Source organism: Arthrobacter sp. SLBN-112, from assembly GCF_006715225.1.
Classification (GTDB): Bacteria; Actinomycetota; Actinomycetes; order Actinomycetales; family Micrococcaceae; genus Arthrobacter.
Window position 1 is genome coordinate 2,999,431 of the sequence record NZ_VFMU01000001.1, and the last position, 24,440, is coordinate 3,023,870.

Annotated in this window: 20 protein-coding genes and 1 pseudogene; 15 read left to right on the forward strand and 6 right to left on the reverse strand. The window is 64.0% G+C overall.

Annotated elements, in window-relative coordinates:
- Positions 1 to 15: 15 nt before the first annotated feature.
- The 3 genes from FBY33_RS13825 to FBY33_RS20530 are packed head-to-tail and all read left to right on the forward strand — an operon-like array spanning position 16 to position 1,087.
- Positions 16 to 459 carry a phage tail protein gene (locus FBY33_RS13825; RefSeq protein WP_142031056.1) on the forward strand — a complete coding sequence of 148 codons (444 nt, stop codon included), beginning with the start codon at positions 16 to 18 and terminating at the stop codon, positions 457 to 459.
- On the forward strand, positions 459 to 932 hold the full coding sequence (locus FBY33_RS13830; RefSeq protein ID WP_235010566.1) for a hypothetical protein: 474 nt from the start codon (positions 459 to 461) through the stop codon (positions 930 to 932). Before FBY33_RS13825 ends, FBY33_RS13830 begins: the two co-directional genes overlap by 1 nt.
- Positions 929 to 1,087, forward strand: coding sequence for a DUF6760 family protein (locus FBY33_RS20530; protein WP_200831384.1), 159 nt, complete (start codon positions 929 to 931; stop codon positions 1,085 to 1,087). The genes FBY33_RS13830 and FBY33_RS20530 overlap by 4 nt, the downstream gene beginning before the upstream one ends.
- 398 nt (positions 1,088 to 1,485) lie before the next feature.
- Here FBY33_RS20530 and FBY33_RS13835 read toward each other — a convergent pair whose 3' ends face one another.
- Positions 1,486 to 1,767 carry a hypothetical protein gene (locus FBY33_RS13835; RefSeq protein WP_142031057.1) on the reverse strand — a complete coding sequence of 94 codons (282 nt, stop codon included), beginning with the start codon at positions 1,765 to 1,767 and terminating at the stop codon, positions 1,486 to 1,488.
- A gap of 1,645 nt (positions 1,768 to 3,412) precedes the next feature.
- Here FBY33_RS13835 and FBY33_RS13840 point away from each other — a divergent pair.
- From FBY33_RS13840 to FBY33_RS13875, 8 genes are all read left to right on the forward strand, one after another.
- A complete protein-coding gene (locus FBY33_RS13840) occupies positions 3,413 to 3,907 on the forward strand; it encodes a hypothetical protein (protein ID WP_142031058.1) in 495 nt (164 codons plus the stop codon).
- Positions 3,908 to 3,912: 5 nt separating this feature from the next.
- Positions 3,913 to 4,350: a phage tail protein gene (locus tag FBY33_RS13845; RefSeq protein ID WP_142031059.1), complete on the forward strand. Its 438-nt coding sequence runs from the start codon at positions 3,913 to 3,915 to the stop codon at positions 4,348 to 4,350.
- Positions 4,351 to 4,362: 12 nt separating this feature from the next.
- Positions 4,363 to 5,217: a CIS tube protein gene (locus FBY33_RS13850; protein ID WP_142031060.1), complete on the forward strand. Its 855-nt coding sequence runs from the start codon at positions 4,363 to 4,365 to the stop codon at positions 5,215 to 5,217.
- Complete coding sequence (locus tag FBY33_RS13855; protein ID WP_142031061.1) at positions 5,204 to 6,979, forward strand: VgrG-related protein; 1,776 nt, start codon at positions 5,204 to 5,206, stop codon at positions 6,977 to 6,979. The genes FBY33_RS13850 and FBY33_RS13855 overlap by 14 nt, the downstream gene beginning before the upstream one ends.
- Positions 6,980 to 7,024: 45 nt before the next feature.
- Positions 7,025 to 7,438 carry a GPW/gp25 family protein gene (locus FBY33_RS13860; RefSeq protein WP_142031062.1) on the forward strand — a complete coding sequence of 138 codons (414 nt, stop codon included), beginning with the start codon at positions 7,025 to 7,027 and terminating at the stop codon, positions 7,436 to 7,438.
- The gene (locus FBY33_RS13865; protein WP_142031063.1) at positions 7,438 to 9,387 is read left to right on the forward strand and encodes a putative baseplate assembly protein; all 1,950 of its coding nucleotides are present in this window, start codon (positions 7,438 to 7,440) and stop codon (positions 9,385 to 9,387) included. The genes FBY33_RS13860 and FBY33_RS13865 overlap by 1 nt, the downstream gene beginning before the upstream one ends.
- A gap of 10 nt (positions 9,388 to 9,397) precedes the next feature.
- Positions 9,398 to 9,958 carry a phage tail protein I gene (locus FBY33_RS13870; RefSeq protein ID WP_235010656.1) on the forward strand — a complete coding sequence of 187 codons (561 nt, stop codon included), beginning with the start codon at positions 9,398 to 9,400 and terminating at the stop codon, positions 9,956 to 9,958.
- A 670-nt stretch (positions 9,959 to 10,628) separates the two neighbouring features.
- Positions 10,629 to 11,165, forward strand: coding sequence for an NADase-type glycan-binding domain-containing protein (locus FBY33_RS13875; protein WP_142031065.1), 537 nt, complete (start codon positions 10,629 to 10,631; stop codon positions 11,163 to 11,165).
- Between the two features lie 25 nt (positions 11,166 to 11,190).
- On the opposite strand, the gene FBY33_RS13880 is transcribed toward FBY33_RS13875, so the two are convergent.
- Positions 11,191 to 13,923 carry a BTAD domain-containing putative transcriptional regulator gene (locus FBY33_RS13880; protein WP_160141959.1) on the reverse strand — a complete coding sequence of 911 codons (2,733 nt, stop codon included), beginning with the start codon at positions 13,921 to 13,923 and terminating at the stop codon, positions 11,191 to 11,193.
- A 1,440-nt stretch (positions 13,924 to 15,363) separates the two neighbouring features.
- On the opposite strand from FBY33_RS13880, the pseudogene istA reads away from it, so the two are divergent.
- From istA to FBY33_RS13900, 4 genes and pseudogenes are all read left to right on the forward strand, one after another.
- A pseudogene (gene istA, locus FBY33_RS13885) lies at positions 15,364 to 16,569 on the forward strand (IS21 family transposase).
- Positions 16,569 to 17,357, forward strand: coding sequence for an IS21-like element helper ATPase IstB (gene istB / locus FBY33_RS13890; protein WP_142031067.1), 789 nt, complete (start codon positions 16,569 to 16,571; stop codon positions 17,355 to 17,357). Before istA ends, istB begins: the two are co-directional and overlap by 1 nt.
- 296 nt (positions 17,358 to 17,653) lie before the next feature.
- The gene (locus FBY33_RS13895) at positions 17,654 to 17,956 is read left to right on the forward strand and encodes a hypothetical protein (protein WP_142031068.1); all 303 of its coding nucleotides are present in this window, start codon (positions 17,654 to 17,656) and stop codon (positions 17,954 to 17,956) included.
- Between the two features lie 58 nt (positions 17,957 to 18,014).
- Positions 18,015 to 19,991, forward strand: a complete 1,977-nt coding sequence (locus FBY33_RS13900; RefSeq protein WP_142031069.1) for an APC family permease — start codon at positions 18,015 to 18,017, stop codon at positions 19,989 to 19,991.
- Between the two features lie 497 nt (positions 19,992 to 20,488).
- On the opposite strand, the gene FBY33_RS13905 is transcribed toward FBY33_RS13900, so the two are convergent.
- From FBY33_RS13905 to FBY33_RS13920, 4 genes are all read right to left on the reverse strand, one after another.
- Positions 20,489 to 21,208 carry a hypothetical protein gene (locus FBY33_RS13905; protein WP_235010567.1) on the reverse strand — a complete coding sequence of 240 codons (720 nt, stop codon included), beginning with the start codon at positions 21,206 to 21,208 and terminating at the stop codon, positions 20,489 to 20,491.
- A gap of 469 nt (positions 21,209 to 21,677) precedes the next feature.
- On the reverse strand, positions 21,678 to 22,415 hold the full coding sequence (locus FBY33_RS20535) for a hypothetical protein (protein ID WP_200831385.1): 738 nt from the start codon (positions 22,413 to 22,415) through the stop codon (positions 21,678 to 21,680).
- Positions 22,415 to 23,200, reverse strand: coding sequence for a hypothetical protein (locus tag FBY33_RS13915; RefSeq protein WP_160141960.1), 786 nt, complete (start codon positions 23,198 to 23,200; stop codon positions 22,415 to 22,417). The genes FBY33_RS20535 and FBY33_RS13915 overlap by 1 nt, the downstream gene beginning before the upstream one ends.
- A gap of 280 nt (positions 23,201 to 23,480) precedes the next feature.
- Positions 23,481 to 24,392, reverse strand: coding sequence for a helix-turn-helix transcriptional regulator (locus FBY33_RS13920; protein WP_142031071.1), 912 nt, complete (start codon positions 24,390 to 24,392; stop codon positions 23,481 to 23,483).
- Between the last annotated feature and the right edge of the window lie 48 nt (positions 24,393 to 24,440).

Here is a 24,440-nt window from a genome sequence, read left to right on the forward strand (position 1 = left end):
AAAAGGAGCAAGACCATGGCCCTCGGCGATTTTGACAACTCACCAGCCAACGCCTTCTCAGTCACGATCGACGGCATCGAAGTGCCACGGGTGATCGAGGTCAGCGGCCTCAAGACCGAGGTCGACAAGATCGAGCTGAAGCAGCAGACCAAGGACGGCAAGTACGTTATCCGCCAACTCATCGGACGGCAAAAAGCCGGAACATTTTCGGTCACCAGGGGACTCACCGAAAGCAAAACCGTGACCGACTGGCTCAAGACTGTCATGGAAGGCGACGTCGCCGGAGCCCGCAAGACGGCCGCCGTCTCACTGCTTGACTACAAAGGCGAGACGCTGAAGACCTACAACTTCGTCAACTGCTGGGTGCAGAGCGTTGAACTGAACTCGCTCAAGGCAGGCGCAACAGAGCAGGCCACCGAGAAATTCACCATCTGCTACGACGAATCCACCATCTCGTGATGCAGCGGACGCATGGCGCCGCAGTGTTCGCTGACCCCGATATGGACGACGGGCATCAGCCGGACCGGCGCACCGACAGAGGAGGGCCAGCGGAGCGCCAGGAACTCCGCACGGAGTTCCGCTTCGTCCTGCCCCGCGGCTACATGGACCAGGACGGCACCGTCCACAAAGACGGAGTCATGCGGCTTGCAACTGCCCGCGACGAACTACTTCCCCTCTACGACGCCCGCGTCCAGGAGAACTCTGCCTACACCACCGTGGTTCTCCTCGGCAGGGTCATTACCTCCCTCGGCACGCTCGGAGCCGTCACCTCCGCGGTGGTGGAAAACATGTTCGCATCCGACGTCGCCTTCCTGCAGGACTTCTACCGCCGCATCAACGCCGAGGGCCATACACGTATTGCCGTCACGTGCCCGGAATGCTCCTACCGGTTCACCGCAGACCTTGCCGGTGGCCGCCTGGGGGAATCATGACGTACGCCCCGGACCGGATCTATGAGGAGGTGGCGTACGTGGCCTACCACTTTCACTGGCCGCTCAACGAGATCCTCGATCTGGAACACGGCCAGCGCCTTCGCTACGTCCAGGAAATCGCCGGGATCAACACGCGCCTGTCGCAGGAGCGGTAACCCATGCGGTGGCCATGGCAGCGCGAGTGGACCCGGCCTCCGGCTGACGACGTCGGCGGGGGACTTCGGCAAGAGGCAGCGCCACCGCCTGGCGTTCCGCCCGCGGGCTGGGCCTTCCTGCCACCGCTGCAGCGCACCACCGGAAACATCCATCTGACCGCGGATCCAGGACATTTCACCGGCACCCTCGCAGCTTGGGGCAATCCCTCATTCACCGGTCCCATGTCCCATCTAGTCAGCGCAGCCGCGCCGCCGGGGATTGTCGACGTCGACGGCGGCGGCACCGTTCCGGGCAGCGGCGGCTATGCGCCGCCGTCGTCCGTGGAAATGACGCTGCAGCAGCCACCGGCTCCTCGCCCCAGCACTGCAACGCGCACAACGGGGAACACGGCGCCGCTTCAGCGCACAGCGTCCGACGGCGACACTCCGGCAGGTGCCTTCGCTCCGGCGGATACTGCGCTCACCGCAGCGCCCGGAACCTTTCCGGTCCTGCAGGTTGACGCTTCCCCGCCGGAACCGCCTGCGTTCCCTGCCGAGAACGAAGCGTCCCCGGCCGAGGCGCCCCCTACAGAGGACATGCCGGTGCCGGTGACTGCAGTGGACACCTCCGGGGCGGGCAGCGTTCCGCCTTCCAGCCAGCCCCTGCGCCCCGCCGGCAGCACCTCCGACCGGAATGCCACGTACGTTCCCCTTCCAGTTCCAGCGGCACCATCCCTGCAGCGTGCACAGTCAGGAACGCCGGGCATTCCAGCAGCCGTGAGGAAAGTACCGCCGGCGTCGAAGCTTGGCCTGGGAATGCCTCTGGCCTACTCCGAACCTGCCGGACCGTCGGAGCCTGCTGCCGGACCTGTCTTGGGGTTCGACGTTCTGCCGGTCCAGCGTTCGGCGGTCCCCGAGACTCCCGGGCCAGCCCCGGCCCCGCCAGCGACCGCAGGAACCGAGGACTCCGTTTCGGCGCGTGATGTCCACGGGGATGACGGCAATGGAAGAGGCGCCGCGGTTACAGAAGCTGAAACCATCGACGGGAATCACGCGAACGGGATCGCCGACCTGCCACTCTTTAGTCCGCCTGAAGAAACGCCGTCGAACGCCGTCGCGGTTCAGGCATCAACGGACGTCGGCATGGGTGACAATTCGGACGCCGGAGCGAATGGGCACGCTGACCAGGCTGCCGTCGGAGCGGAAGACGGCCAACCTTCGCTTGTCGTCCCTGCTTCGACAACGGACCAGGGCGGGGAAGAGGGCCATGACCCGTCAGTCGTGGGGTCCCAGAATCATCCGCTGTCGACGCCACCGGAAGAGACGGTTGGCGCGTTACTGTCGGCTGCCGGACCGGCCGCGTCGCTGGCCAGCGTGGACTACAGCTACCCGGCCGGCGTCCCAACCCCACGGACAGCTCATGAGGGCCGCGCCGTTGGCATGCCGGTTGTCTCGCGGTTTGGCACCGCGCCAGTCCTGTCAGGGCTGGCGGAGCCCATTGGCGAGCCTGAAGCCCCCGAGCCAGCGGCTGGGGAATCATCAAATCCCCCGCCCTCGGCGGTTGCTCACCAGAACTCGGGGGACCTGCCAGCTGCATCCCGGGACACCGGCTGGAGCGGCACAGCCCAGAACACCATCGGGAATCCGGGAACTGGCCAGCCGCCAATCACCGAAGCACGGACTCCGCTTGCTGATCTCCCGCTCCAACGGGCCATCCAGCCAGAAACTGAACGCCCGGCCACAAGCACTCCCACGCCTAAAAGCATCGCGGCTTCTGTTCCCATGGTGTTCCGGATTCCTGGGGCCACTTCCGGAGCTTCCACCCCGGAAAGCTTGCAGCGACTCACCGAAATGCCGGTCAGGCAGCAGGTGGCAACCCTTTCCCCAAGCTCGGTGACTGCCGCCCCGTCGGGACCAGTCGCACGAAGGTCTACGCCCCTCATCGCAGCGAACGCCCTGCCACATCACCCCGGCAACTTTGAACCTGGTGCTCCGTCAGCCGGACCACCGGACCTTCCCGGAATCGACCGCCCAGGCAACCTCGGTGGGGTGCCCTCAGCGGCCGGCATGCAGTTATCCGTTGCTGACCCCGCTTCCTGGCCGGCGGAACCCGGGGAGCCGACTGCCGCCGTCGGACGGTCCATCCAGCGGACCCTCGCTACGGAGGGTGCCGCCTCCGCCCGAGTCCGGGAAGCAAGACGCACACCCGCTTCCTGGCGGCCGGCGGAACTGGTTTCAGTAGCGGCTAACGCGGGGGCACAGACCGGCGCTCGGCGGGCAGTGAGCCTCCAGCGGGCCGCTGTATCGTCACCGTCATTCCCACGCCCGGCCGAGCATCATCCTGCAATGCCTCAAGGCGCAGGGGCAGCTTTTGGCTCGCGATTTGCCGCTGAAGCAGTCAGTGCAGAAACCCCTGCCGGCCCACAGACCCTCGAAGGTTCTTCGCGTTTCGCTACGCTGAGCCTCGCGACCCCACCCGCCGCCGCGGCCAGTGCCAACAGTTCCCTTCAACGGGATGCCGCCAACTCCGCGCCCGAACCGCAAATCCATGTCCGCCCGGAAGCCATGGAGAGCACCGGCGGACCTGCAACCGCGGGAGACAACTCGTCACCCTCCGCGGCTACAGTGCAGGCCGACGCCGAGTCCGTTGCCGCGGGACCAGCACAGCCGCTCCCCGGGACGGGCGGCGCCGGGGGACGGCAGGCCGCAGGCGCACCGGCAGCCACGCCTGAGCAGCTGGAAGAGCTGGCGAAGCGGCTTGCCGGGCCGCTGATCCGCCGCATCAAGGCAGAAATGCTGCTGGACCGCGAGCGCCGCGGTCTGCGGACCGATGTGAACTGAGGAACATGATGCTGGAAGACGTGAATACAGCGGTTAGTGTCCGGTACACCGTGGCTTTGGACAACGCGGACCTGGGAACGTTCAGCACCTGTGAAGGGCTGGGCTGCGAGGTAGTGATTGAATCCCGCGAGGAGGGCGGCAACAACGCCTTCATCTGGCAACTTCCCACCCGGCTCAAATACCCCAACATCACGTTGACCCGGCCGCTGGGGCGTGACACGGAAAAAATAGCCAAATGGTTCGCGGACATGGCTTCCGGGTACACGCGCTGCACCGGAATCATCGAGGCCATGACCGGCAGCGGCCGCAAGATCGCGGGCTGGGAACTCTACGACGTGGTGCCCGTGCGGTGGAAGGGTCCATCCCTCAACCCTGACCAGCCAAAAGTCATCATGGAGTCGCTGGAGATTGCCCACCACGGCTTCGTTTCGAAGCTGCGCTAGGCGGAGGACAGCATGACCACGCATGCGATTGTTTCGGAACCGGAGGCGGCTCACGACTCCAACCCGGCGGCGTCGGGCGCGGTTGCTGCCGGCCGTGCCCCGAACAAGGGCGGGGCGGAGCACCTGAAACTCTCCCACGCGTTCCTGAAACTTTACGAGCCTTCCCAGGATGGCTCCTTGGATAAGCCGGGCCCGAAATTCGGTGAGATCGAGTTCCAGTTCAACCCCAAGGAACTGACCATGGGGAAAGCCGCCACGTGGGCCCGGCAAACAGCGAAGGGCAACAAGACTGCCGGACCGCCGCAGTACGTGGGCCCGACGCCCTCCAAGCTCACACTTGAAATGTTCTTTGACGCCTCCGGCAAGCAGGACAAGGACGTGGTGAAGCGAGTCCAACAGTTGCTGGCCTGCTGCGTCCCCACCGAAGCCTCGCGCACGCACGGCAAAGGCTCCCCGCCCTGGGTGGTTTTCCGGTGGGGGGAATTGACCGGCTTCCTGGCCTATGTTGCCAGCGTCCAAGTCAAGTACACCCTCTTCACAGCTTCAGGGCTTCCGGTACGTGCCATATGCACCGTGGCGCTGGAGGAGATTGCAGGAGATCCGCCCAAGCAGAACCCGTCCTCGGGCGGTCTGGTGCCGCGGCGAAGGCATGTGGTGATCGAAGGGGACACGCTTGCCGGCATTGCCTACGGCGAATACGGCAACGCTTCACTTTGGCGGGCCGTGGCGGCTGCCAACCGGATCGATGATCCCATGCGCCTGCGGCCCGGCTCGGCGTTGTTACTTCCCTCGGTTGATGAGCTGCCATCCGGAGCAACGCAGGAGGGGCCGGCGGAAAGCCGGGAGGTGCTTCGTGGCGCACGGTGAAGAGTTCAGCAACATGCTGCTCGTCGAGGTGGACGGCCGGCTGCTTCCACCGGATGTAGCCGCACGGCTCGTGGCCAGTTATGTCGATGACAGCAGCAACGTCCCGGACCTATTTCTGCTCCGTTTCAGCGATGAATACTCCACTGTCCTGGAGAAAGGCGGCTTCAGCATCGGAGTTCCCATCAAGCTGTCGGTGCAGCAAAGTGGCCCGGGAGGACCTGTTCCGCTGATCTCCGGTGAGGTGACGGCCCTGGAAACGGAAATGGACCAGCAGGGCCTGCACACCATCGTCCGCGGCCTGGATCATTCCCACCGGCTGTTCCGGGGCCGCAGGGTGGAGGCGTACCTGCAGAGCACTGCCGCGGACATAGTCCGCAAGGTCGCGCAGCGGGCCGGAATCAAGGCCGGGACGGTCGATGCAAAAGGCCCGGTGCTGCAGCACGTTGCCCAGGACGGCATAAGCGACTGGGAATTCCTGCACCGGCTGGCGGTTGAAGCCGGGGTGGTGCTTTCCGTGTCCGACGGCGTGCTGCACTTCACCGCATCAACGGATTCAGCGACTGCTCCGGCCGGTGCCGGTGGGGCAAAGGAGGACCCTCTGGTGCTGGAACGGGGCGTCAACCTTGTGGCGCTCAACGGCACCGTCACCTCCGCAGACCAGGTCCCCGACGTGGAAGTCAGGGGATGGGACGTCGCAGCAAAGCGGGCGATCGTTGCTGTTGCGGCGGCCAAGACCCGCAGCGCCAAGCTTCCGGATGCCAACCCCGCAGACCTCGCCAAGACGTTCCAAAGTCCGAGGTACATCGCGCCCGCCACAGCCTATGACCAGGCTGCACAATGTGATGCTGCCGCCGCCGCCATAGCCTCGCGCCTCGGCGGCGCCTTCGCGGAACTCCAGGGCCTAGCGCGCGGCAACCCGAAACTGCGGGCCGGAACCGCCGTGGTGCTCAAGGGCGCCGGCAAGCCGTTTGATGGCCAGTACACCCTCAGCTCGTCCCGGCACGAGTTCAGCCCGGACACCGGATACCTCACATCCTTTGCAGTCAGCCACGAATCCGAACGGTCACTCTACGGAGTCGCGGCCGGCGCAAACAGCAGGGCAGGCGTGCCCGCCGTGGTTAACGCTGTCGTGACGGCCGCGAAGGATCCGGAGAACCAGGGCAGGGTCAAGGTCAAGTTCCCGGTCCTGTCTGATAACTACGAGAGTTGGTGGGCACGGACGGTTCAGGCAGGAGCCGGCGCCTCGCGCGGCGCAGTCGTCCTGCCGGAGGTGGGGGACGAGGTCCTCGTCGCCTTCGGCCACGGCAGCTTCCAGCAACCATTCGTGCTGGGCGGCCTCTACAACGGCAAGGACCAGCCGGACAAACCATGGGCGGACCACGTGGGCTCCACCGACGGCGCCGTCCAGCGCCGTGCATTTGTCTCCCGCTCGGGAATGCTGGTGGAGTTCCTCGAGTCTCCCGACGGCGAACAGCTCACCGTGAGCACGAATGGCGGAAGACAAACGATCTCGCTTGTTCAAAAGCCGGATGCCGCTATCGAGATTCTCTCGGAAGGACCCGTCAACGTCACGGCAAAGAAGGACGTTTCTGTGACGACGTCAACAGGCGACGTGGTGATCAAGGGCAAGAAGGTGACTGTGGAAGCATCGACCGGCCTCGAGCTGAAAGGGGCCACAGTAAAGATCACGGGAAGCGCGTCGGCGGAACTGACTGGCGGCGCAACCACAACGATCAAGGGCGGCCTGGTCCGGATTAACTGATCCAGGGCACAAAGGGGCTTCGGCCGACGATAGAAAGGGAACGACGTGGGACAGGAGTTCATCGGCGCTGGCTGGGCGTTCCCGCTGCGGACCGACAGGACCGGCGGGATCGCCCTGGTTCATGACCAGCGGGAGATCGAGGAAAGTATCCACCTGATCCTGGCCACGTCGCCGGGGGAGCGGCCCATGCGTCCGGAATTTGGCTGCGCCGTGCACGACTACGTTTTCGCGCCCGCAGACGCATCCACGGCCGGAGATATCGCCTATGCGGTCCGGGTGGCACTGAACCGCTGGGAGCCCCGGATAGACCTCGAAAACGTCCTGGTCTACTTTGACGGGGCGCAGGACGGGGTGCTGCTGATCGATATCCAGTACACCGTCAGGGGAACCAACGACCCCCGGAACCTCGTGTTCCCGTTCTATGTCATCCCGCGCAACGGAGAAGAGCGTGACTACTGATGCTGCCCTCACCAAATCTTGATGACCGCCGCTTCCAGGACCTGGTGGACGACGCCAAGCGCCTGGTGGCGAACAACTGCCCGGAATGGACGGACCACAATGTCTCCGATCCGGGCGTGACCCTCATCGAATCCTTTGCGTACATGGTTGACCAGCTGTTCTACCGGCTCAACCGCGTGCCGGACCGACTTTACGTTGCGTTCCTTGAGCTCCTGGGCGTTACCCTCCACCCGCCCACGGCTGCATCCGCTGAGCTCCTGATGTGGCTCTCCGCGCCCCAGCCGGACGACGTCGTGATTCCACAGGGAACCGAAGCTTCCACCCGAAGGACGGAGGAGGACGAGGCTGTTGTCTTCGCAACAACGCGTGCGCTGACAATTCCGCCGCGCCGCCTGGCCCACGTCATGGCCCAGGCTGACGGCGGGACGCCCGTAACGCACGCCGAGGTATTGCATGGAGACGGCGGCTTCGCCTGCTTCAGCACTCCTCCGGCGCTGGGGGATGTATTGTTGCTCGGGTTGAACGACCAGGCACCATCCTGCGCAGTCGCATTCCGCTTTGAGTGCGAGGTCAGGGGAGTCGGCGTCAACCCGAGGAACCCGCCTCTCGTGTGGGAGGCGTGGAACGGTTCCGAATGGGTTTCCTGCGATCTCGAAACGGACGGGACCGGGGGACTCAACCGCCCGGGCGATGTTGTCATTCACCTTCCCGACACGCACGCAGCCTCCGTGCTGGGCGGGTCCAGGGCAGGCTGGGTGCGGTGCCGCGTTGTGGAACCATCATCCGGGTATCCGTCCTACAGCGCCTCACCCACACTGCGGTCGGCGAGCGCGTTTACTATTGGCGGTTCCACGCCGGCCGTCCACGCCGAGACGATAACCGATGAAATCATCGGCATGTCGGAGGGCGTTCCGGGAGAGAGCTTTGAACTGGGCAGGCGCCCTATTGTTCCCGGCGGATGGGTTTTCCTTGTCGAGACCGCCGCCGGCCCAGGGTGGGAGTCCTGGACGGAGGTGGATTCATTTGCCGGCTGTGGACCGAAAGACAGGGTTGTGGTACTCGACCGCACGGCGGGCACTGTCCACTTCCCGCCCGCGGTGCGTGAACCTGACGGTTCGCTGCGCCACTACGGGGCAGTGCCGCCCGCCGGCAGCCCGGTGCGGGTTCCGTATTACCGCACCGGAGGCGGTCCGAAGGGGAACGTGGCCGCCCGGGCGGTGTCCGTGCTGCGATCCACCATTCCTTTCGTGAATAGTGTCGAAAACCGGCGGGCCGCCCACGGCGGCGTGGCTCCGGAAACGATCGAACAGGCCAAGGTCCGGGGTCCGCTCGCACTGCGCACCCGTGACCGTGCCATCACGGCGGAGGACTACGAGCAGCTGGCGAAACGAGCCGCGCCGGACATTGCCCGGGTCCGCTGCATTCCGGCGCTTACTGCGGATGAGGCTGGCGGGGTGCGGGTGCTGGTGGTCCCGGCAGCCGTTCCGGACAAGGAAGAACGCCTTGCGTTCGAGGACCTGGTTCCCGATGAAGATACGCTCTCCGAAGTTGCGTCCTACCTGGATACGCGCCGGCCGGTAGGCGCGCGGGTCCTCGTGGAGCCGCCTTTCTACCGCGGGGTTACAGTGGTGGCCCGGCTTACGGCGCGGCCGCGGATCTCGCGCGAGGTCCTGCAACGGGACGCCTTGCGGGCACTCTACCGGTACTTCGATCCCATCCGTGGCGGGCCCGACGGCGACGGGTGGCCGTTCGGGCGTCCCGTTCATGCCGGGGAAGTGCATGCCGTGCTTCAGGGACTGGCCGGAACGGAAATCGTGGACGACGTACTCGTGTTCGCGGCGGACCCCATCACAGGCCGGCGCGGGGAACCGCTGCAACAGGTCGAGGTGGAACGGAACGCCCTGGTGTTCTCTTTCGACCACCGCGTTCGAGTGTCGGAAGGAGCCTGAGGTGCGCGGAATGATCAAAGGCCTGCGCAGCGCCGTACCGCTGGTACCGCAGCTCCCTGCCGTCCTGCAGGAAGACGCTTTCCTGCAGCGGTTCTTGTTGGCTTTCGATGACGCTCTGGCCCCGGTGTTCACCGCCCTGGACGGACTGTCCTCCTATATTGACCCGCGTCTGGCCCCCGAGGATTTCCTCAATTGGCTGGCTGACTGGGTGGGCGTGCGGGTGGATGAGACCTGGCCGGCAGCCCAGCGTCGAAATGTGGTTGCCAATGCAGCAGCCATCCACCGCCGCCGCGGTACGGTCGCCGGGGTGGCCGACGCCGTACGGCTTGCCGTCGGAGGCGTGCTGGATGTGCGGATAGAGGACAGCGGCGGCGCCACCTGGTCCCCGACTCCGGGCGGCCGCCTTCCTGGAAACGCCCCTGCGCTGTTGCACGTTCGCGTGTACGCAGCCGCTATCGAGGACGTGAACCTGCGGCGCCTGGAAGGAATCATCAACGCTGTGAAGCCGGCCCACATTCCGCACACCCTGGAAGTACTGCCCCGAGTCACCCGTCTGCCTGACGATTCCTGAGGAGGCCCAGGTGCTGATCTGTGGAGAATGTAGTACCCGAAATAACGACGGCGAGAGCTTCTGCGCCAACTGCGGAGCGTATCTCGTGTGGCAGGGTGAGCAGGGAAAGCCTTCAGAAGGCGCAATAGCCAGGCCGGAAACGGACTCCGGCGACGGGAAAACTGTTCTCATGCCGAAGCTACCGGTGCCTCCCGACCATGACCCCATGCACCCGCCGGGCCGTGAACGTGGTTCCGAACGTGGCACGGCCCCGCAGCGGGGCACAAAAACGGACCAGCTCTCAAGCGTGCCACGCGTTACGCGGCTCCCCGGAACCTTCCCGGAGCAGGAGTTTGCAGGGGTCATTAGAGCGGAAAAGCCGCTGAAGCCAGATACCCGGGACAGGACCGAGCCGCCCCCAGAGGTAAAGCCCGGCCCGTCGACGATACCGCTGGCAGCCGGCACTCCTCCTTCCACTGATGAAACGCCGCCAGCTCCGGGCGAGCTGATCTGCGGACGTTGCGGTGCCGGGAACAGCCGCGAGCGCCATTACTGCCGACGGTGCGCGGCGAGCCTTGACGAGGCCGTCGCGGTACCGCCCCTGCCCTGGTGGCGCAGGCTCACTGCCCCGCGGCCGAAGGCCCCGTTGCCCGCCGGGACACGGCCGAAGCGGAAGCGGCGGCACTTTCCCGTGAGGCTGGTCTCCTTCCTTGCGGTGCTCGGGATTTTAGGCGGCGCGGCGTATGCATGGAGGGGCACCATCGACACCGCCGTGGCACAGGTTGAGGACAGATTCCTAAGTTCGGATATGCGGGCGAAATCGATCACCGCTTCCAGCTCACAGCCGGACCGCCTGCCTGACTTTGCCATAGATACCTTCAGCGACCGTTCATGGGCCGCGGGGGTAGCGGGCAACAACGGCGACCAGTATTTGGACTTTGCTTTCGAAAGGGAGTTCCGTCTGACCCAAATAGTCATCAGCGGCGGCGCGTCAAAGGACTCAAACGTCGCTATAAAGGAACGGCGCCCACGCAATGTGGAGGTGACTGCCGGCCAGGCGGAGGGACAGTCGACGACCGAAAGATTCCAACTCAAGGACAAAACTGAAAGTCAGACCTTCAACATTGCTGCGGACCGGGTCACGGCAGTTCGGCTCAGGATTTTGGACTCGACGGGTCCGGAGGAGGCCCCGGTAGCCATAGCGGAGGTGCAGTTCTTGGGGCGATAATGACACTTCCCTTCACACCGGGACGCTACTCAGCTGTAACGCCAAGCGAGTTCAGAACGAGGTCGTACCTCCTTTGGGCCCGTTGTGCAGCCGCGGGATCACCCAGCCGCCAGAATGTATCCACCAAGGTGCGCCAGGATTCGTCCCGCCATGGATCAATTTCAACACTTCGCGTTGCGGCGGCGGCTGCAGCTGCAGTGTTTCCCAGGCTAAGTTCAACGCTGGCAAGGGTAGCTGCGGCCTCAGCCGCCCGTTGGCGGTAACTTTCGCGTATACCTGAAACCCAGTCTGCCGGACCGTCCTCCGGCAACACCTCACCGGAATAAAGCCCGACGGCGCGGCGGAGCTCCTCCGCCGCGCCAAGGGTGTTGCCAGCGGACTTCGCCAAGGATGCAGCGTGCAGGGACTGTTCGAAATCGGCGAGATCTGACGTGGACCCTGTTCCGAGAACCAGCGCGTAGGCTGCACCTTGCCGCACAAGGAGTTGCCCGCCTCCGGACTGTCCCTCATGCTGCAAAACTCCCCGGAGGCAGGACAGGCTCACTTGAAGGGCATGTAAAGCTGCCGGTGCCTCCAGGTCCGGCCAAAGTATCCCTGCTAGTCGCTCCCGGTGCACCAGCCGACCCGCGTTCAGGCAAAGAATCCGCAGCACGGTCCGGGCCTGGGGTCGGATCCTGGACAAATCCACGGGTACCTTTTCGCGGCTGAGGGCGAACCCGCCCAGGCAGGTGATCTGCAGCGAAGGCAGTGGCGCACGCTCCGGCCAGGGGTGGGTGTTCCCGTCACTGTGTTCTATCGAGGGTCCATTGCCGTTGGGCACGTCCCGGGGCAGGCTTGACGGTAGGACTAGTTCATGGCGGCACGGCGCCAACCACGTCCAGGGACGGCATACCAGACCTCCAGATTGTGCGGTCTCGGCAGCCTGACGCATGAGTTCCCCGTATGCCTCAGGCTTTTGGAGCGCCATTGCCGCGTAGGCGACCGCAAGGGCGCCTGGCACCCCCGCTGTTCGGGCGAAAGCTGCCGCTGACTGCGCGTTCTCAGGGGCGCATGGCAAGTCGAGGTTTGCGGAGACCAGTGCCTCCGCGGACCATGCCCAGGCCTCAAGTGTGCCGGCGGAAAGCCGTCGGAAGCGTCTAGCCAGCGCTTCAAGTTGGCCAAGATCCGCGGCGCCGGTCCGTAGCCGCAACAGGGCCGCACCTGCGGCGATGAGCGCAGCGCCCCATTCATCGCCGCGGTCCTCGCAGGTTTTAATGGCGGAATTCACGGCGGCGAAGGCGGCAGCGGTTCCTGAAAGGGCAGCCTGCATACCACCGGCCAGACGGGCCAGCCAGGTGAAGCCACGCCGCTCGGCCTGGCGGTGGACGGAATCGACTTCGGCGGCGGTGGCGTCGGCGTCCGTGCCGTCGAAGCGGTGTCCAGCTACGGCTAAAGCAAGTTGTGCTGCGAGGGCAGACACAGGATCCATGTCCAGCCTCTCGGCGCACCGGATGAGCAAAGGCAACGCCGACCGCTGGTCGCCCGCAAGCAGTAGTGATAACCCGGTGAACAGGTCCTCCGGCTCCCGCCGTTCGCCCAATGAGCGGGCCGCTGCACAGGGATCACCGCGGATGGCCTTCCGGAACTCCCATGAGGAGGTATCGGCAGATGGTGCTTCGCCACCTCCGGACCACAGGGCTGCCTGCAAGCGTAAATCTTCCGCACGGCGGAGGCATTCAGGATCAGTTGTCAGGTCCGGGATCCTGGCTGCCGCGCCCTCTGCCGCCGCTACCCGCCCGTCGTCGAGCATCTCCCTCGAGCGGGCGACGACGACCCAGGCGTCATCCGTTAATACATGGTCCGGAATGGAAGCTGCCCATCCGCACCTGCCGGGCTGTAGGGCTGCTGTGCCGGCCCTTGCCAGCAGGAGTTTCACGCTCTCCCAGTCACCGCCCTCGGCCAGGACACGCAAGCCCTCTCCCACTGCACCTTCCAGTTCAAGCATTGCGGCAGTGCGCAGCCGTAAGGCAACCTGCTCTTCGGGCTCCATCTGTTCAAGACCGGCAAGGAGATACTGACGCAGTACCTTCGGCATTCGGTAGGTGGCCCCGTCGTCATCCGTAGAGACAATGCCCAAGTGTTCAAGCCTGTGAAGCATGACTCGGCTGTCGTGCCGTTCGAGCAGGGCGTCACACCGTGATGGCGTGATGAAGTCCAGCAAGCTTGTCACGCTTAACAGCCGATTCATATCCAGCGTTGTGCCCACGAGGAAGTGATTGACCAGATAGTCGCCGGCGAACCGCGACCTGGAGTTGAGGGACTCTGCGGCACGGCGCCTTTCTAAGTTCGAACGACTCGTCGCCGCCAGATGGAAGAGGTGCAGCGCCGCAGCCCACCCATCCGTTACCCCGGCCAAATTCGATATGCCGTGCACGCTGAGTGGATGCTTGAAGGTAGTGCGGAAGAGCTGTTCAATCTCATAATCGCGAAACCGCAGGTCGTCACCAAAAACACTGAAAGCGTTTCGCAGTTCAGACTTTGCCATATTGATACGGGGGAAATGCCTGCTTCCAATAAGGAAGTGCATGTGCGGCGAATTGACTGCAATGATTTGCTCCAGCTCCTCCTCCAAGGATGTACCTGCGAGAAGGTGTAAATCGTCCACGACGAAGTAGAAATGCCGATCGAGCAATTCTGCCGCTCGGGCAAGGTCGGGAAAGGAGCTTGCCGGCTCACGTTCAACGGCGGCTCCTAAGGCACAGGCAAAGAAGGAAAACATCTTTCCTGGTTTCACATCCGGGCTTCCCGATTGATACCAGACCACATCGCCGGGACAGTGAGCTGCCCATTGCGTGAGCAGCGTGGTCTTTCCGGTTCCGGGGGGACCTACTGCAAGTCTTAGCCGCGGATTGAAGACACCTTGGGGCGCTGACATCAACCGCGGACGCAGCAATCCCGGAGGTGAAGGTGTGGTGCTTCGGCGTTCAAGAGGCGGGTCGGCCATACCGTCCTGCTTTCCTAAGTTCTCCGTACTCATTGTTTCGCCGGGCCCTATACAAGTCCACCGTTTCGAGTATTTGCGGGGCGTGTTAGGTAGCTCGATCAGAAAGAAGGGGTTTACGGTGGACAAACGGGGTTACGGCTATCAGTTGTCCCGGTTTTGCCTAGATTGTGCCAGCATCAGCTGCAGGAAATTGTTGGAGTACGGTTCCCCTGGAAAGATTGCGAGGTAGCTGCCCTGGCTGTGAAACTGCGAAGCGCGAGTGCTTGAGAAGATCCTCCCGTTCCGGATGCCACGGCATTACTGCGCGCAAGTGCCTGTGCTCCAGCCGGATCGTCGGCAATGTTTTAGAGTCCTGGACTACTCCCTCGTGCAGCTTCAGTGTGTCGTCTACTAGCTTGACTGTGTGCCGAGCTGCCGCCTCCAGCGGGCCCTATTCAAGATACCTGCTGCCGTCTGCACCGGCGACATTTTCTGAACAGGTGCATACCTTCATCGACAATCTCGAAAAGAAGGTGTTGACAGTGTCAACACCTTTGGCTTCGGACCGGGTCGTAGTTCGGTGGGACCGGCTCGGATTCCTTATGTTTTCTGGGGTTTCCGGTGTTTTCAAGGCCGGGAATACAGTTCGAGTCCCACCTCGGGCACAGCATATCCCCTCGTCAGAGGGGTTTTTGCTTTATTGTGGTGGCGTCCCTCTGACGCTAGGTGCGCGGGTTGTAGCCTGGCCGCCGCGGTGGCCTATTCAGGTGTGTGGGTGGCGGGTTCAGGACCCTGGCTGGTGGGCCCTCCGCCTCCTGTGGTGGCCTTCTTCATTTCGGTTGTGTCGGGTTGGCCCGGGGTGGCCAACACCTGTTCATGTGCTGTGGAGGCGGGACGACATGACTTCGGCCATCTCGCTAAGGGCGCCCCCTGCGGGCGGTCTTAGGGCGTGCCCGCGAGAGAGTAGTGCCCCGAGGTATGTCCTGCCAAAGAGGGTGTGGACACTGTCCACACTTTCGTCTGCTTTATTGGAGGGCCGAGAGGACCTGAGGCCGATCTCAGATCGGGCCATAAATCTTCTGGTCGCGGTGCCTGAAAAGTTGTCCTTGGAGCCAACGTGACTGCGATTTAGGGTGGATTGGTCCACTGGATGGCGGTGCTTCTGTCGGTGACGGTCGAAAACTGAGCCATTGTGACGGTTGAAAACTGAGCCACCCGTTCCAAACGATTGGGTGGGTGATCACAGTGGAGGATTGGGCGCTTATTCGGCGGTTGCATCTGGCCGAGGGTGAATCGATGAGGTCGATAGCGGCGCGGTTGGGGGTTTCCAGGAACACCGTGGCGAAGGCGGTGAGCGCTGATGGTCCGCCAACATATGTCCGGGCGCCGCAGGACTCCGGGATCAAGGCAGTGGAACCGGCGATTCGTGCGCTGCTCAAGGAGAACCCGCGGATGCCGGCGACGGTGCTCGCGGAGCGGGTGGGCTGGAAGGGGGCTCCGGCCTGGTTCCGGGAGAACGTTGCCAGGATCCGGCCCGAGTATGCCCGGCTGATCCTGCTGACCGGATCTCTTACGATCCCGGGGATCAGGCGCAGTGCGATCTGTGGTTTCCGGAGGTCCGGATACCGGTCGGTGCCGGCAAGGCCAGGGTGTTGCCGGTGCTGGTGATGGTCTGCTCGCATTCGCGGTTCATCATGGCCCGGATGATCCCGTCCCGGATGACCGGGGATCTGCTGGCCGGGATGTGGGAGCTGCTCGGATCCCTGGGCGCTGTTCCGCGGCGGCTGATCTGGGACAACGAAACCGGCATCGGCCGGCGGAACAGCTACGCCGCCGGGGTCGCGGCTTTCGCCGGGGTCTTGGCCACCCGGATCGTTCAGGTCAAACCCTACGACCCGGAGAGCAAGGGCGTGGTGGAGCGGGCCAACCAGTTCCTGGAGACTTCCTTCCTGCCCGGCCGGGTCTTCACCTCACCGGAGGACTTCAACGACCAGCTCGGCCAGTGGCTGCCGAAGGCGAACGCACGGCTGTCAGGCGGACCGGTGCCCGGCCGGTGGATCTGCTCGCTACGGACAAGGCGGCCATGCTGGCGCTGCCGCCGGTCACCGGGTTCACTTCAAGGGTCCGGCTCCCGAGGGACTACTACGTCCGGATGGGATCCAACGATTACTCCGTGCACCCGCAGCCATCGGCAGGTTCGTCGACGTCACCGCCAACCTCCAATCTGTCACGATCAGCCTGGAGGGCCGGTCCGTCGGCGCTCACTCCCGGTCCTGGGGTCCGGGTCTGACCATCACCGACCCGGACCACGTTGAGGCGGCAAGGGCACTGCGGAAGGCCTTCCAAACCCCTCAGCCGGTTGGCGAAACCACAGGGCTGCGGGACCTGGCGGACTACGACCGGGCGTTCGGTGTTGTCCTCGATGACGGGCAGGTCGCCTGATGCCGGCCGCTAAGGAGACCATTGGGCAGATCGAGTACTACTCGCGGGCGATGAAAGCGCCCCGGATCCGTGAAGCAGCCACCCGTCTCGCAGATCAGGCCCGTGAGGCCGGCTGGACCCATGAGGAATACCTCGCCGCTGTCTTGTCCCGGGAAGTTGCAGCCAGGGAAGCCTCTGGCGCCGAGATCAGGGCCCGGGCAGCTGGTTTCCCGGCCCGGAAATCACTCGAGGACTTCAACTTCGATCACCAGCCCGGCCTCAATCGCGACACCATCGCGCACCTGGCCACCGGCGCGTTCCTCACCGAAGCGTCCAACATCGTCCTGCTCGGACCGCCCGGGACCGGCAAAACCCACCTCACCACCGGCCTTGGCTTACGGGCCACCCAGCTCGGGCACCGGGTCCTGTTCGCCACCGCCATCGACTGGGTCGCCCGCCTCCAGGGCGCCCATCAGAACGGCCGGCTGCCCCAGGAACTGGTCAGGCTGCGCCGCTACGGGCTGATCACCGTGGACGAAGTCGGCTACATTCCCTTCGAGCAGGACGCCGCGAACCTGTTCTTCCAACTGATCTCGTCCCGCTACGAGCACGCCTCGTTGATCCTGACCTCGAACCTGCCGTTCGCCCGCTGGGGCGACGTGTTCGGGGACCAGATCGTCGCCTCGGCCATGATCGACCGCATCGTCCACCATGCCGAAGTCATCACCCTCAAAGGCTCCAGCTACCGCCTCAAACACACCCAGGTCGACTCGCTGCCCTCGACAAGACCGGAAAATACGGCAGAATAACCAGCGTCAAAGTGGCTCAATTTTCACCCCGCGAAATGGCTCAGTTTTCGACCATCGCCGACAGCTTCAGCCCCCTACATGTCGCCTTCGGATGCCCTTCGCGGGTGCAAGAGGCAGCAAGGCCAACCCTCGACTGCCGCCGGGTGTCTCGGAACGCTAGGGTTGTGTGACGCCTACTGCGGGAAGGTTCCGAATGCCCCGCTCCGGAGTTGGAGCCCTGGTTAAACTGCGGCGGTATCTCAGGACGCACTCCGCGTTCTGGGTCTTCGCCGTCCATGAACTGACAAACTGTGGATATGGCAAGAGGAAATCTTCGCATTTTTCTGGGGTCGGCACCCGGGGTCGGCACCACTTTTGCCATCCTGCAGGAAGCTCACCAGCTGCTCAGCGCCGGCAAGGACGTGGTTATTGGCGTGGCGTCGGACCACGGCCGGTTGGAAACTCGGGAATTGATGGCTGGGCTGGAGGTGGTCGCCCCTGTACCCGGGGAGCCCGCAGGCATAGATATGCAGGAGATGGATGTCGATGCCGTGTTGGCCCGGCATCCCGAAGTCGCCGTCAGCAGCCGGACGCGCGCAAGGCCACCGGTCCGCCGATAGACTTGGCCCGTCCCTTGGCTTCGTCCTGGGGACCACGGCAACCAACAGAAAGACCTTGATGACACCCCGTTCTGACCATGCCGTACCGGCACAGGTTGACCTGAAGCTGGGCGCCGATCCGGAGCGCAAGCCCCTGGTCCGCTGGCTGCTCGCCAATCAGGTGGCCCCTGCCGGCCCGGAAGCCACGGAAGACCACAGGCCCAATGCTTGGTGGAAGGTCATGTGCCTGACCGGTGTCGACTACTTCTCCACCTTGTCTTACCTGCCTGGCATCGCCGCACTGGCGGCCGGGGCCCTGTCCCCGTTGGCTACCTTGCTGATCGTGGCACTGACACTGCTGGGCATGCTGCCGATGTACCGGCGGGTCGCGCAGGAAAGCCCACACGGGCAGGGTTCGGTGGCCATGCTGGAGAAGCTGCTGCCCTTCTGGCGCGGCAAGTTCTTCGTCCTGCTGCTCCTGGGCTTCGTCGCGACTTCGTGGATCATCACCATCACCCTCTCCGGCGCTGACGCGACAGTTCATCTGCTGGAGAACCCGCTGATCCCGGAGGCCCTCAAGGGAAGTGCCGTCCTCATCACTGTGATCCTGCTGCTGATCCTGGGCGGGGTCTTCCTGCTCGGCTTCAATGAAGCCGTTGGCGTCGCCATCCCCCTGGTGGCGATCTACCTGCTGCTCAACGCAGCCGTCGTCGTGGCCGGCTTCGTCCACCTGGCCGCGGATCCGTCCCTGGTCAGCGGCTGGACCGACCGGCTGCTCTCCAGCGGCGGTGGCCCGCTCGGGCTGGTCAGCCCCGCCATCATCGCCTTCCCGCTGCTGGTCCTTGGCCTGTCAGGGTTCGAAACCGGTGTGTCCATGATGCCGCTGATCAAAGCCAACGGAACCACACCCGATGAGGTCATGGCCTCCCGGGTCAAAAACACCCGCAAGCTGCTCACTACCGCGGCGCTAATCATGAGCATCTACCTGATGTCCACCAGCTTCCTCACCACCGTCATGATCCCGGCGAAGGAGTTCCAGGACGGCGGACAAGCCAACGGACGCGCCTTGGCGTTCCTCGCCCACGAACTCTTCGGGGCCGGCTTCGGCACCGTCTACGACATCTCCAGTGCCCTGATCCTCTGGTTCGCCGGCGCCTCCGCCATGGCCGGGCTCATCAACATCGTTCCCCGCTACCTGCCCGCCTACGGCATGGCCCCCGAATGGGGCCGCGCCGTCCGTCCCGTCGTCCTCGTGTACACCATCCTGAGCATCGGTATCACCGTCGCGTTCCATGCAGACGTGAACGCCCAGGCCGGCGCGTACGCAACCGGCATCCTGGCCATGATGGTCTCCGGGGCGGTCGCCGTGACAGTCTCGGCCATTCGGCGCCGGAGCAGGACCGGGGCCGTCGGCTTCAGCATCCTGACCCTCATCCTGCTCTACGCGCTGGGCGACAACGTCCTCGAAAAACCGGACGGGATCCTCATCTCGGCATTCTTCATCGCAGGCATCATCGCAGTCTCGCTGGTATCCCGGGTCAGCCGGACCACCGAGCTAAGGGTGGATACCATTGAGTTCGACGAGGCGGCCCGCCAGTTCATCACCGACTCGATCGCCTTCGACGGCCAACTGCACATCATCGCCAACAAGCGCCAGCACGGTAACAAGGCCGAATACGCCGAGAAGGAATTCGAACAGCGCGGACTGAACCCCGTGCCCGGCCCGGCTGACGTCATCTTCCTGGAAGTCGAGATCTCCGACCCGTCCGAGTTCAGCCACACACTTCGCGTCGAAGGCATCGAAGTCGAGGGCTACCGGGTCCTGCGCGTGAAATCCCCGGCCGTGCCGAACGCGATCGCCGCGGTCCTGCTGGCCCTGCGCGACTCCACCGGCGTCAACCCCCAGTGCTACTTCGAATGGTCCGAGGGAAGCCCCGTCGCCCACCTCATGCGCTACTTGTTCCTTGGCCAGGGTGACACCCCGCCGCTGGTCCGCGAAATCCTCCGCGGGATCGAACCCGACAAGGCGGCCAGGCCCGGCGTCCACGTCGGCTGACCGGCACGGCGCAGAGCGACGTGCAAGGACAACGAATGCACCAACGAGCCCGATAAGGGCACACAGACCTCTCCAGCGCGCAACAACGACCACCACGACCGCGTGCACGGCGGCGAGTAACAGAATCGGTACAGTCCCGACGAACAACGAAATATAGGCCGGCGTCCTCTGCTCAGGGAGTAGCCGGGCGTCCCCGAGCCCTTGCCCATGAACTCCCGATAGATCCCTTAGCCACCCCCAAGCCCCGAACCTCATCGGACAGTCGCAGCCCCGCAAGCGGATCCCCTTACGGACAGGAAGACCATCGCATAAGCCGACTTGATGTGTCTCGAAACCTCAGTGCCTCAAATCGCTAGGGATTCGAGGCGCCTCGGTTACGAGACATGCAGGTGGGTTCAGAGAAGGAACCGGCGCCCGAGGGCGGGATTGCCCATCGCATCAACTGGTCTTGTCGGACTTGAACATGATCGAGTCGAAGACGGCGCGTGCTTCTCTCGTCAGCTCCGGATTGATTGATTCGCGATTTGGCCCACTGCGATCACAGCGCGCTGGCCGTTCAGGTCGATCACTCGGTAGGTTTCGCGTTCGTCCTGAGTCAAGTACCAGCGTGAGCAGTCGTATGCGGATCCTGAGTGGATGCATAACTTGCCGCCGTCGCAGGCTGTGATGTCCTCGGCGGCCTGGACGAAGTGGTCGAACTCGAAGCCGGAGCAATTGCCGACCATGACCTCCACGGGAGGGGTGCTTGCCGTTGACGTCTGCGCCGCCATCGCGTCAACGAAGGCCTCGGCCGACGGACCGACATCGGCAAGGGCACCACTCCAGGCGCATGCGTCCTTCGCCACATAGTCCGCGGGCCAAAGAGTCAGGTAGACGGCCCATTCAGCCGGGTGCTCCGGGTCGTCCTTGCCCAGGCTGTCGCCGTCGAGTGCAAACCAGCCGTCTGGGACGGTGATCTCGAAAGGCTCCTTGTAGCCGGCGATGGGGACGAGGTATGTGCCGGCGTCGATGTCGCCGCTCTCCGGCAGCGGTGGGACCGTTCGACTGCCGCCTTGGTCCGGCAGCGGCGGGGCCGTTCGACTGCCGCCTTGGTCTGGCAGCGGCGGGGCCGTGCGAGCCTCCGTAGTCGGAGAACTGGCGGACGGGAGGGAGACGTCGTTGGGCTCATACTCACACCCGCCGAGACATCCAATCAGTGCGATAGCAAACAAGGGCAAGAGATGGCGCCACCGCTGAGCGGCCTTTTCGAAGGGTGTCATGGAGCTCATCGACCCACCAGGCCGCTACAGGGTGCTGTGAGGCCCCGCGGCTGGGTGGCCTCGTGGGCTGCCCGAGATGGGATGCCGCCGCCTCAAGTCGCCTCCGGCACAGAACCCGTGACAATGTACGAAGATCAGTTTCGACTCATGCAATCCCCCGAATGACAGAGCGCGCTGAAGCAGTGTTGAGGAAACGCCGGATGTTGAGCGCTTTTCACTGCCCGGGTCTAAGTAGCCCGAGAGACCCTTGAGACTCGAGACGGGAAGGTTTCGAGTCACCGGGTGACATGCGACTTTCGACAGTAGCGCAGTAACTCGCCCGGGGGCTGCGTCTGGCTCATCACCCCAGGACCCCACACGCATGCTTTGAGGTTTACATAGTGGGGATTGCAGTTGTGCTCGCGACCAAGGCTCCGGGGTCCGAGCCTTAGTCGGCTTTTGACGCCGGGTAGAGGAAGACGTCCACCGAGTGTCCGCGGTAGTGGAACCGGGCGATGCTCCCGTCTGGGAGACCTGGGATACCTTCAATAAAGTCGTGGTTCTGCAACGGCCACGTATCAACGTCAGCAAAAAGATCCACCCCAGGCGGTACGCAATTTGGGTTAGGCTCCCCGTAACCTGGTCCGAAAATCCTTAAGCACTGGTAGCCCCGCCTGTCCATGTGGAACACCGGCTGGCGTCCCCGATACGGCTGGTAGCCGCGAATAGTGGACTCATCGGCGTTCGATGAATAGAAGCTCAGCGTCTTGAACACCGCGTTCTCTCCCTCGTCTGCGATTGGTTGCAGTATGGCATCGGGACGCGGCTGTCCGACGAGGGACGCCATGGTGTACGCGAGGGCCAAAAAGACCACCAGCGCGCCGGCCACTAACGAGCTGCGGCGGGCACGTGTAGCAGTAAGACGACGCCAAAGCGACTGCGGCGTGCCCTCGCGCGGCGCAGTCCAGGCGGGATCGGGGCTGGGCGCGCCATCCGCGGCTGCAGCAGGTTCGCCGAGGCCGGTGTCCGCGGCGTCGGGCGGGACCGCTTTGCGTGCTGCTTCCAGTTCCTCCAGCCTTGCCAGCGCAGCGGGGTCAGTCTGGATATCGGGATTCGGACCATACGCCCTCCTGCGGAGCGCATCCAGTTCACGCTTATCGTCTGAGGGCTGTGAGGATGTGTCCATCAGTCGGCCTCTGGCAAGAGGTAGACGTAGGCGTCCACCGTGTCGCCACGACGTATGAACCTAATGATGCCGTCGCCGGTGGGTATGTCGAGTCCGTCGCCGGACGAAGAGACGTCCACAATGAGGTCTGCCGGAAACGGAGCGCAGCGCGCTCTTGAGAGGTAGTCGAATGCCCGGTGGACGGCCACGAGACACGGAGAGCCGAAAGCATTCACGCCGGACCAGACATTGAAGCCATGGTACGACCCGTATGCGCGGAGCGTTGAGGGGTCGATTTCGTACCTGCCAGCTCGCTCCGCGGAGGTCACCAGGGTGCGGACCTGGTCGTCAGCCTCGACCGCCGTCAGACGCAAGGTAGCGTCGGGTCGTGGCGCGGATATCAGGAAGGCCGCCACGACGATGGCGGCAGCGACTACCAGCATGCCAGCCACCCGCGCGAGGCGACCCCACCACGTCCTCATCGCGCGTCCCAGGAGCGACCGCAACGAGCTTTCCCTTACTGGCTGCGACAGCGGCGCGATCGCCCGTCCGGGCTCCGGCGACCCCTGAGCTTCAGCTAAGGCGACGGCGGGAACCGCCGCTTTCACGGTTTCCGTACCGGCCGAGCTTTCGCTCGCGGGGGCGTCCGCCCGGCGTTCGACGTCGGCGAGGTGCGCAGCCTCAAGTTCGCGCAACCTCGCGAGAGCCCGAGGATCACCATCGATGTCGTGATCCGGACCGTACGCCCTCACGCGTAGTTCATCTAGCTCGCGGCCGGCGTCAGAAGGGTGGGTGAAACCTTCCACAGCTGAAAGTACACCCGCCGCCAGAGGCGAGTCCATACGCAATCACGGATGGGCCACTCCCAGACGCGTCAAGTAATGGAGGAGCTGTTGGTTCCCAAGAGAGTTTCGTCTCGAAACCCTTGGGAAACGAGACGTCTCGAACGAGCGAATAGACTCTGACCTGAGCAGTCATGGAATTTCTGTGTGGACTTCGGCGCTTGGTGGCGGCTTTCTGTTACCGCTTGGTGGCGCGAGTCCGGTGGGCGGTTCAAAATAACGTGATCAAGGGACAGGTATGCAATTAGTCCTGCAAGCCGGCTGGAGGCGGTGGTGCGGTTATGGTGCGCTCGTTTGCTGCTGCGACCGGTGGGGTACCCGTGGTGCTCCAGCTGGCGAGGAAGGCCAGTTGTTCCTCGGCTTGGCTACCGGGTTCAGCCGTGTAAGCGATCAGGGTTAGGGCTTCGCCGGGAAGCTCCAGAGCGTCGCCTGTGAGTTCGATTTCACCGATCAATGGGTTTCTCATCGTCTTCCGGGCTGATCGGTGGAAGCGCACGTTGTGTCGGGCCCAGCGTGTGGAAAATTCAGTGCTCCCTGCGGCGAGGTCGCCGATCAGTCCATTCAAGTAGCGGTCACGGGGGCGACGACCTGACTCCACCCGGAGAGCTGCCGCAAAATCATCGGCGATAGTCTCCCACTCGACGAAGAAGTCCTTGGAACGGGTATCGAGGAACATAAACCGGGCAAGGTTCAGGGGCAGGGTCGCCGGGCTAAGGATGCCGGTATAGAGGGCGAAGCAGAGGCTGTTGGCGGCGACAATGTCCATCTTGGCGTTCCGTACGTATGCCGGAGTGCCGGTCATTCCGGAGAGGATCCGTTCGATGCTGGGACGGACCTCGGCCCGTTGGGCGCGGATGCCTGAAGGCCGGGTAGGAGTGGCTGCCTTGGCCAGGTCCAGCAAGTGGGAACGTTCTGCCTCGTCCAGCTGAAGGGCACGAGCCAGAGAATCCAGGACGGACTCGGAGACGCCCCGTAGGTTCCCGCGTTCCAGGCGGGCATAGTATTCCGTGCTAACGCCTGTCAGCATGGCTACTTCCTCGCGTTTGAGCCCCGTTACCCGCCGTGTCCCGCTGTAGGCGGTCAGGCCCGCTTGGGCTGGCGTGATGCGAGCCCGCCGCGTCATGAGGAACTCGCGGACGTCTTTGTTGTTGTCCATGGCTCAAGGCTACGTGGGGCCAAGTCTGCCTAACAGGAACTGCCAGTA

Coding starts and splice junctions, on each gene's coding strand:
- FBY33_RS13825 (WP_142031056.1), top strand. CDS start 16: ATGGCCCTCGGCGATTTTGACAACTCACCAGCCAACGCCTTCTCAGTC.
- FBY33_RS13830 (WP_235010566.1), top strand. CDS start 459: ATGCAGCGGACGCATGGCGCCGCAGTGTTCGCTGACCCCGATATGGAC.
- FBY33_RS20530 (WP_200831384.1), top strand. CDS start 929: ATGACGTACGCCCCGGACCGGATCTATGAGGAGGTGGCGTACGTGGCC.
- FBY33_RS13840 (WP_142031058.1), top strand. CDS start 3,413: ATGCCTCAAGGCGCAGGGGCAGCTTTTGGCTCGCGATTTGCCGCTGAA.
- FBY33_RS13845 (WP_142031059.1), top strand. CDS start 3,913: ATGATGCTGGAAGACGTGAATACAGCGGTTAGTGTCCGGTACACCGTG.
- FBY33_RS13850 (WP_142031060.1), top strand. CDS start 4,363: ATGACCACGCATGCGATTGTTTCGGAACCGGAGGCGGCTCACGACTCC.
- FBY33_RS13865 (WP_142031063.1), top strand. CDS start 7,438: ATGCTGCCCTCACCAAATCTTGATGACCGCCGCTTCCAGGACCTGGTG.
- FBY33_RS13870 (WP_235010656.1), top strand. CDS start 9,398: ATGATCAAAGGCCTGCGCAGCGCCGTACCGCTGGTACCGCAGCTCCCT.
- FBY33_RS13880 (WP_160141959.1), bottom strand. CDS start 13,923: ATGTTTTCCTTCTTTGCCTGTGCCTTAGGAGCCGCCGTTGAACGTGAG.
- istB (WP_142031067.1), top strand. CDS start 16,569: ATGCCGGCCGCTAAGGAGACCATTGGGCAGATCGAGTACTACTCGCGG.
- FBY33_RS13895 (WP_142031068.1), top strand. CDS start 17,654: ATGGCAAGAGGAAATCTTCGCATTTTTCTGGGGTCGGCACCCGGGGTC.
- FBY33_RS13900 (WP_142031069.1), top strand. CDS start 18,015: ATGACACCCCGTTCTGACCATGCCGTACCGGCACAGGTTGACCTGAAG.
- FBY33_RS20535 (WP_200831385.1), bottom strand. CDS start 22,415: ATGGACACATCCTCACAGCCCTCAGACGATAAGCGTGAACTGGATGCG.
- FBY33_RS13920 (WP_142031071.1), bottom strand. CDS start 24,392: ATGGACAACAACAAAGACGTCCGCGAGTTCCTCATGACGCGGCGGGCT.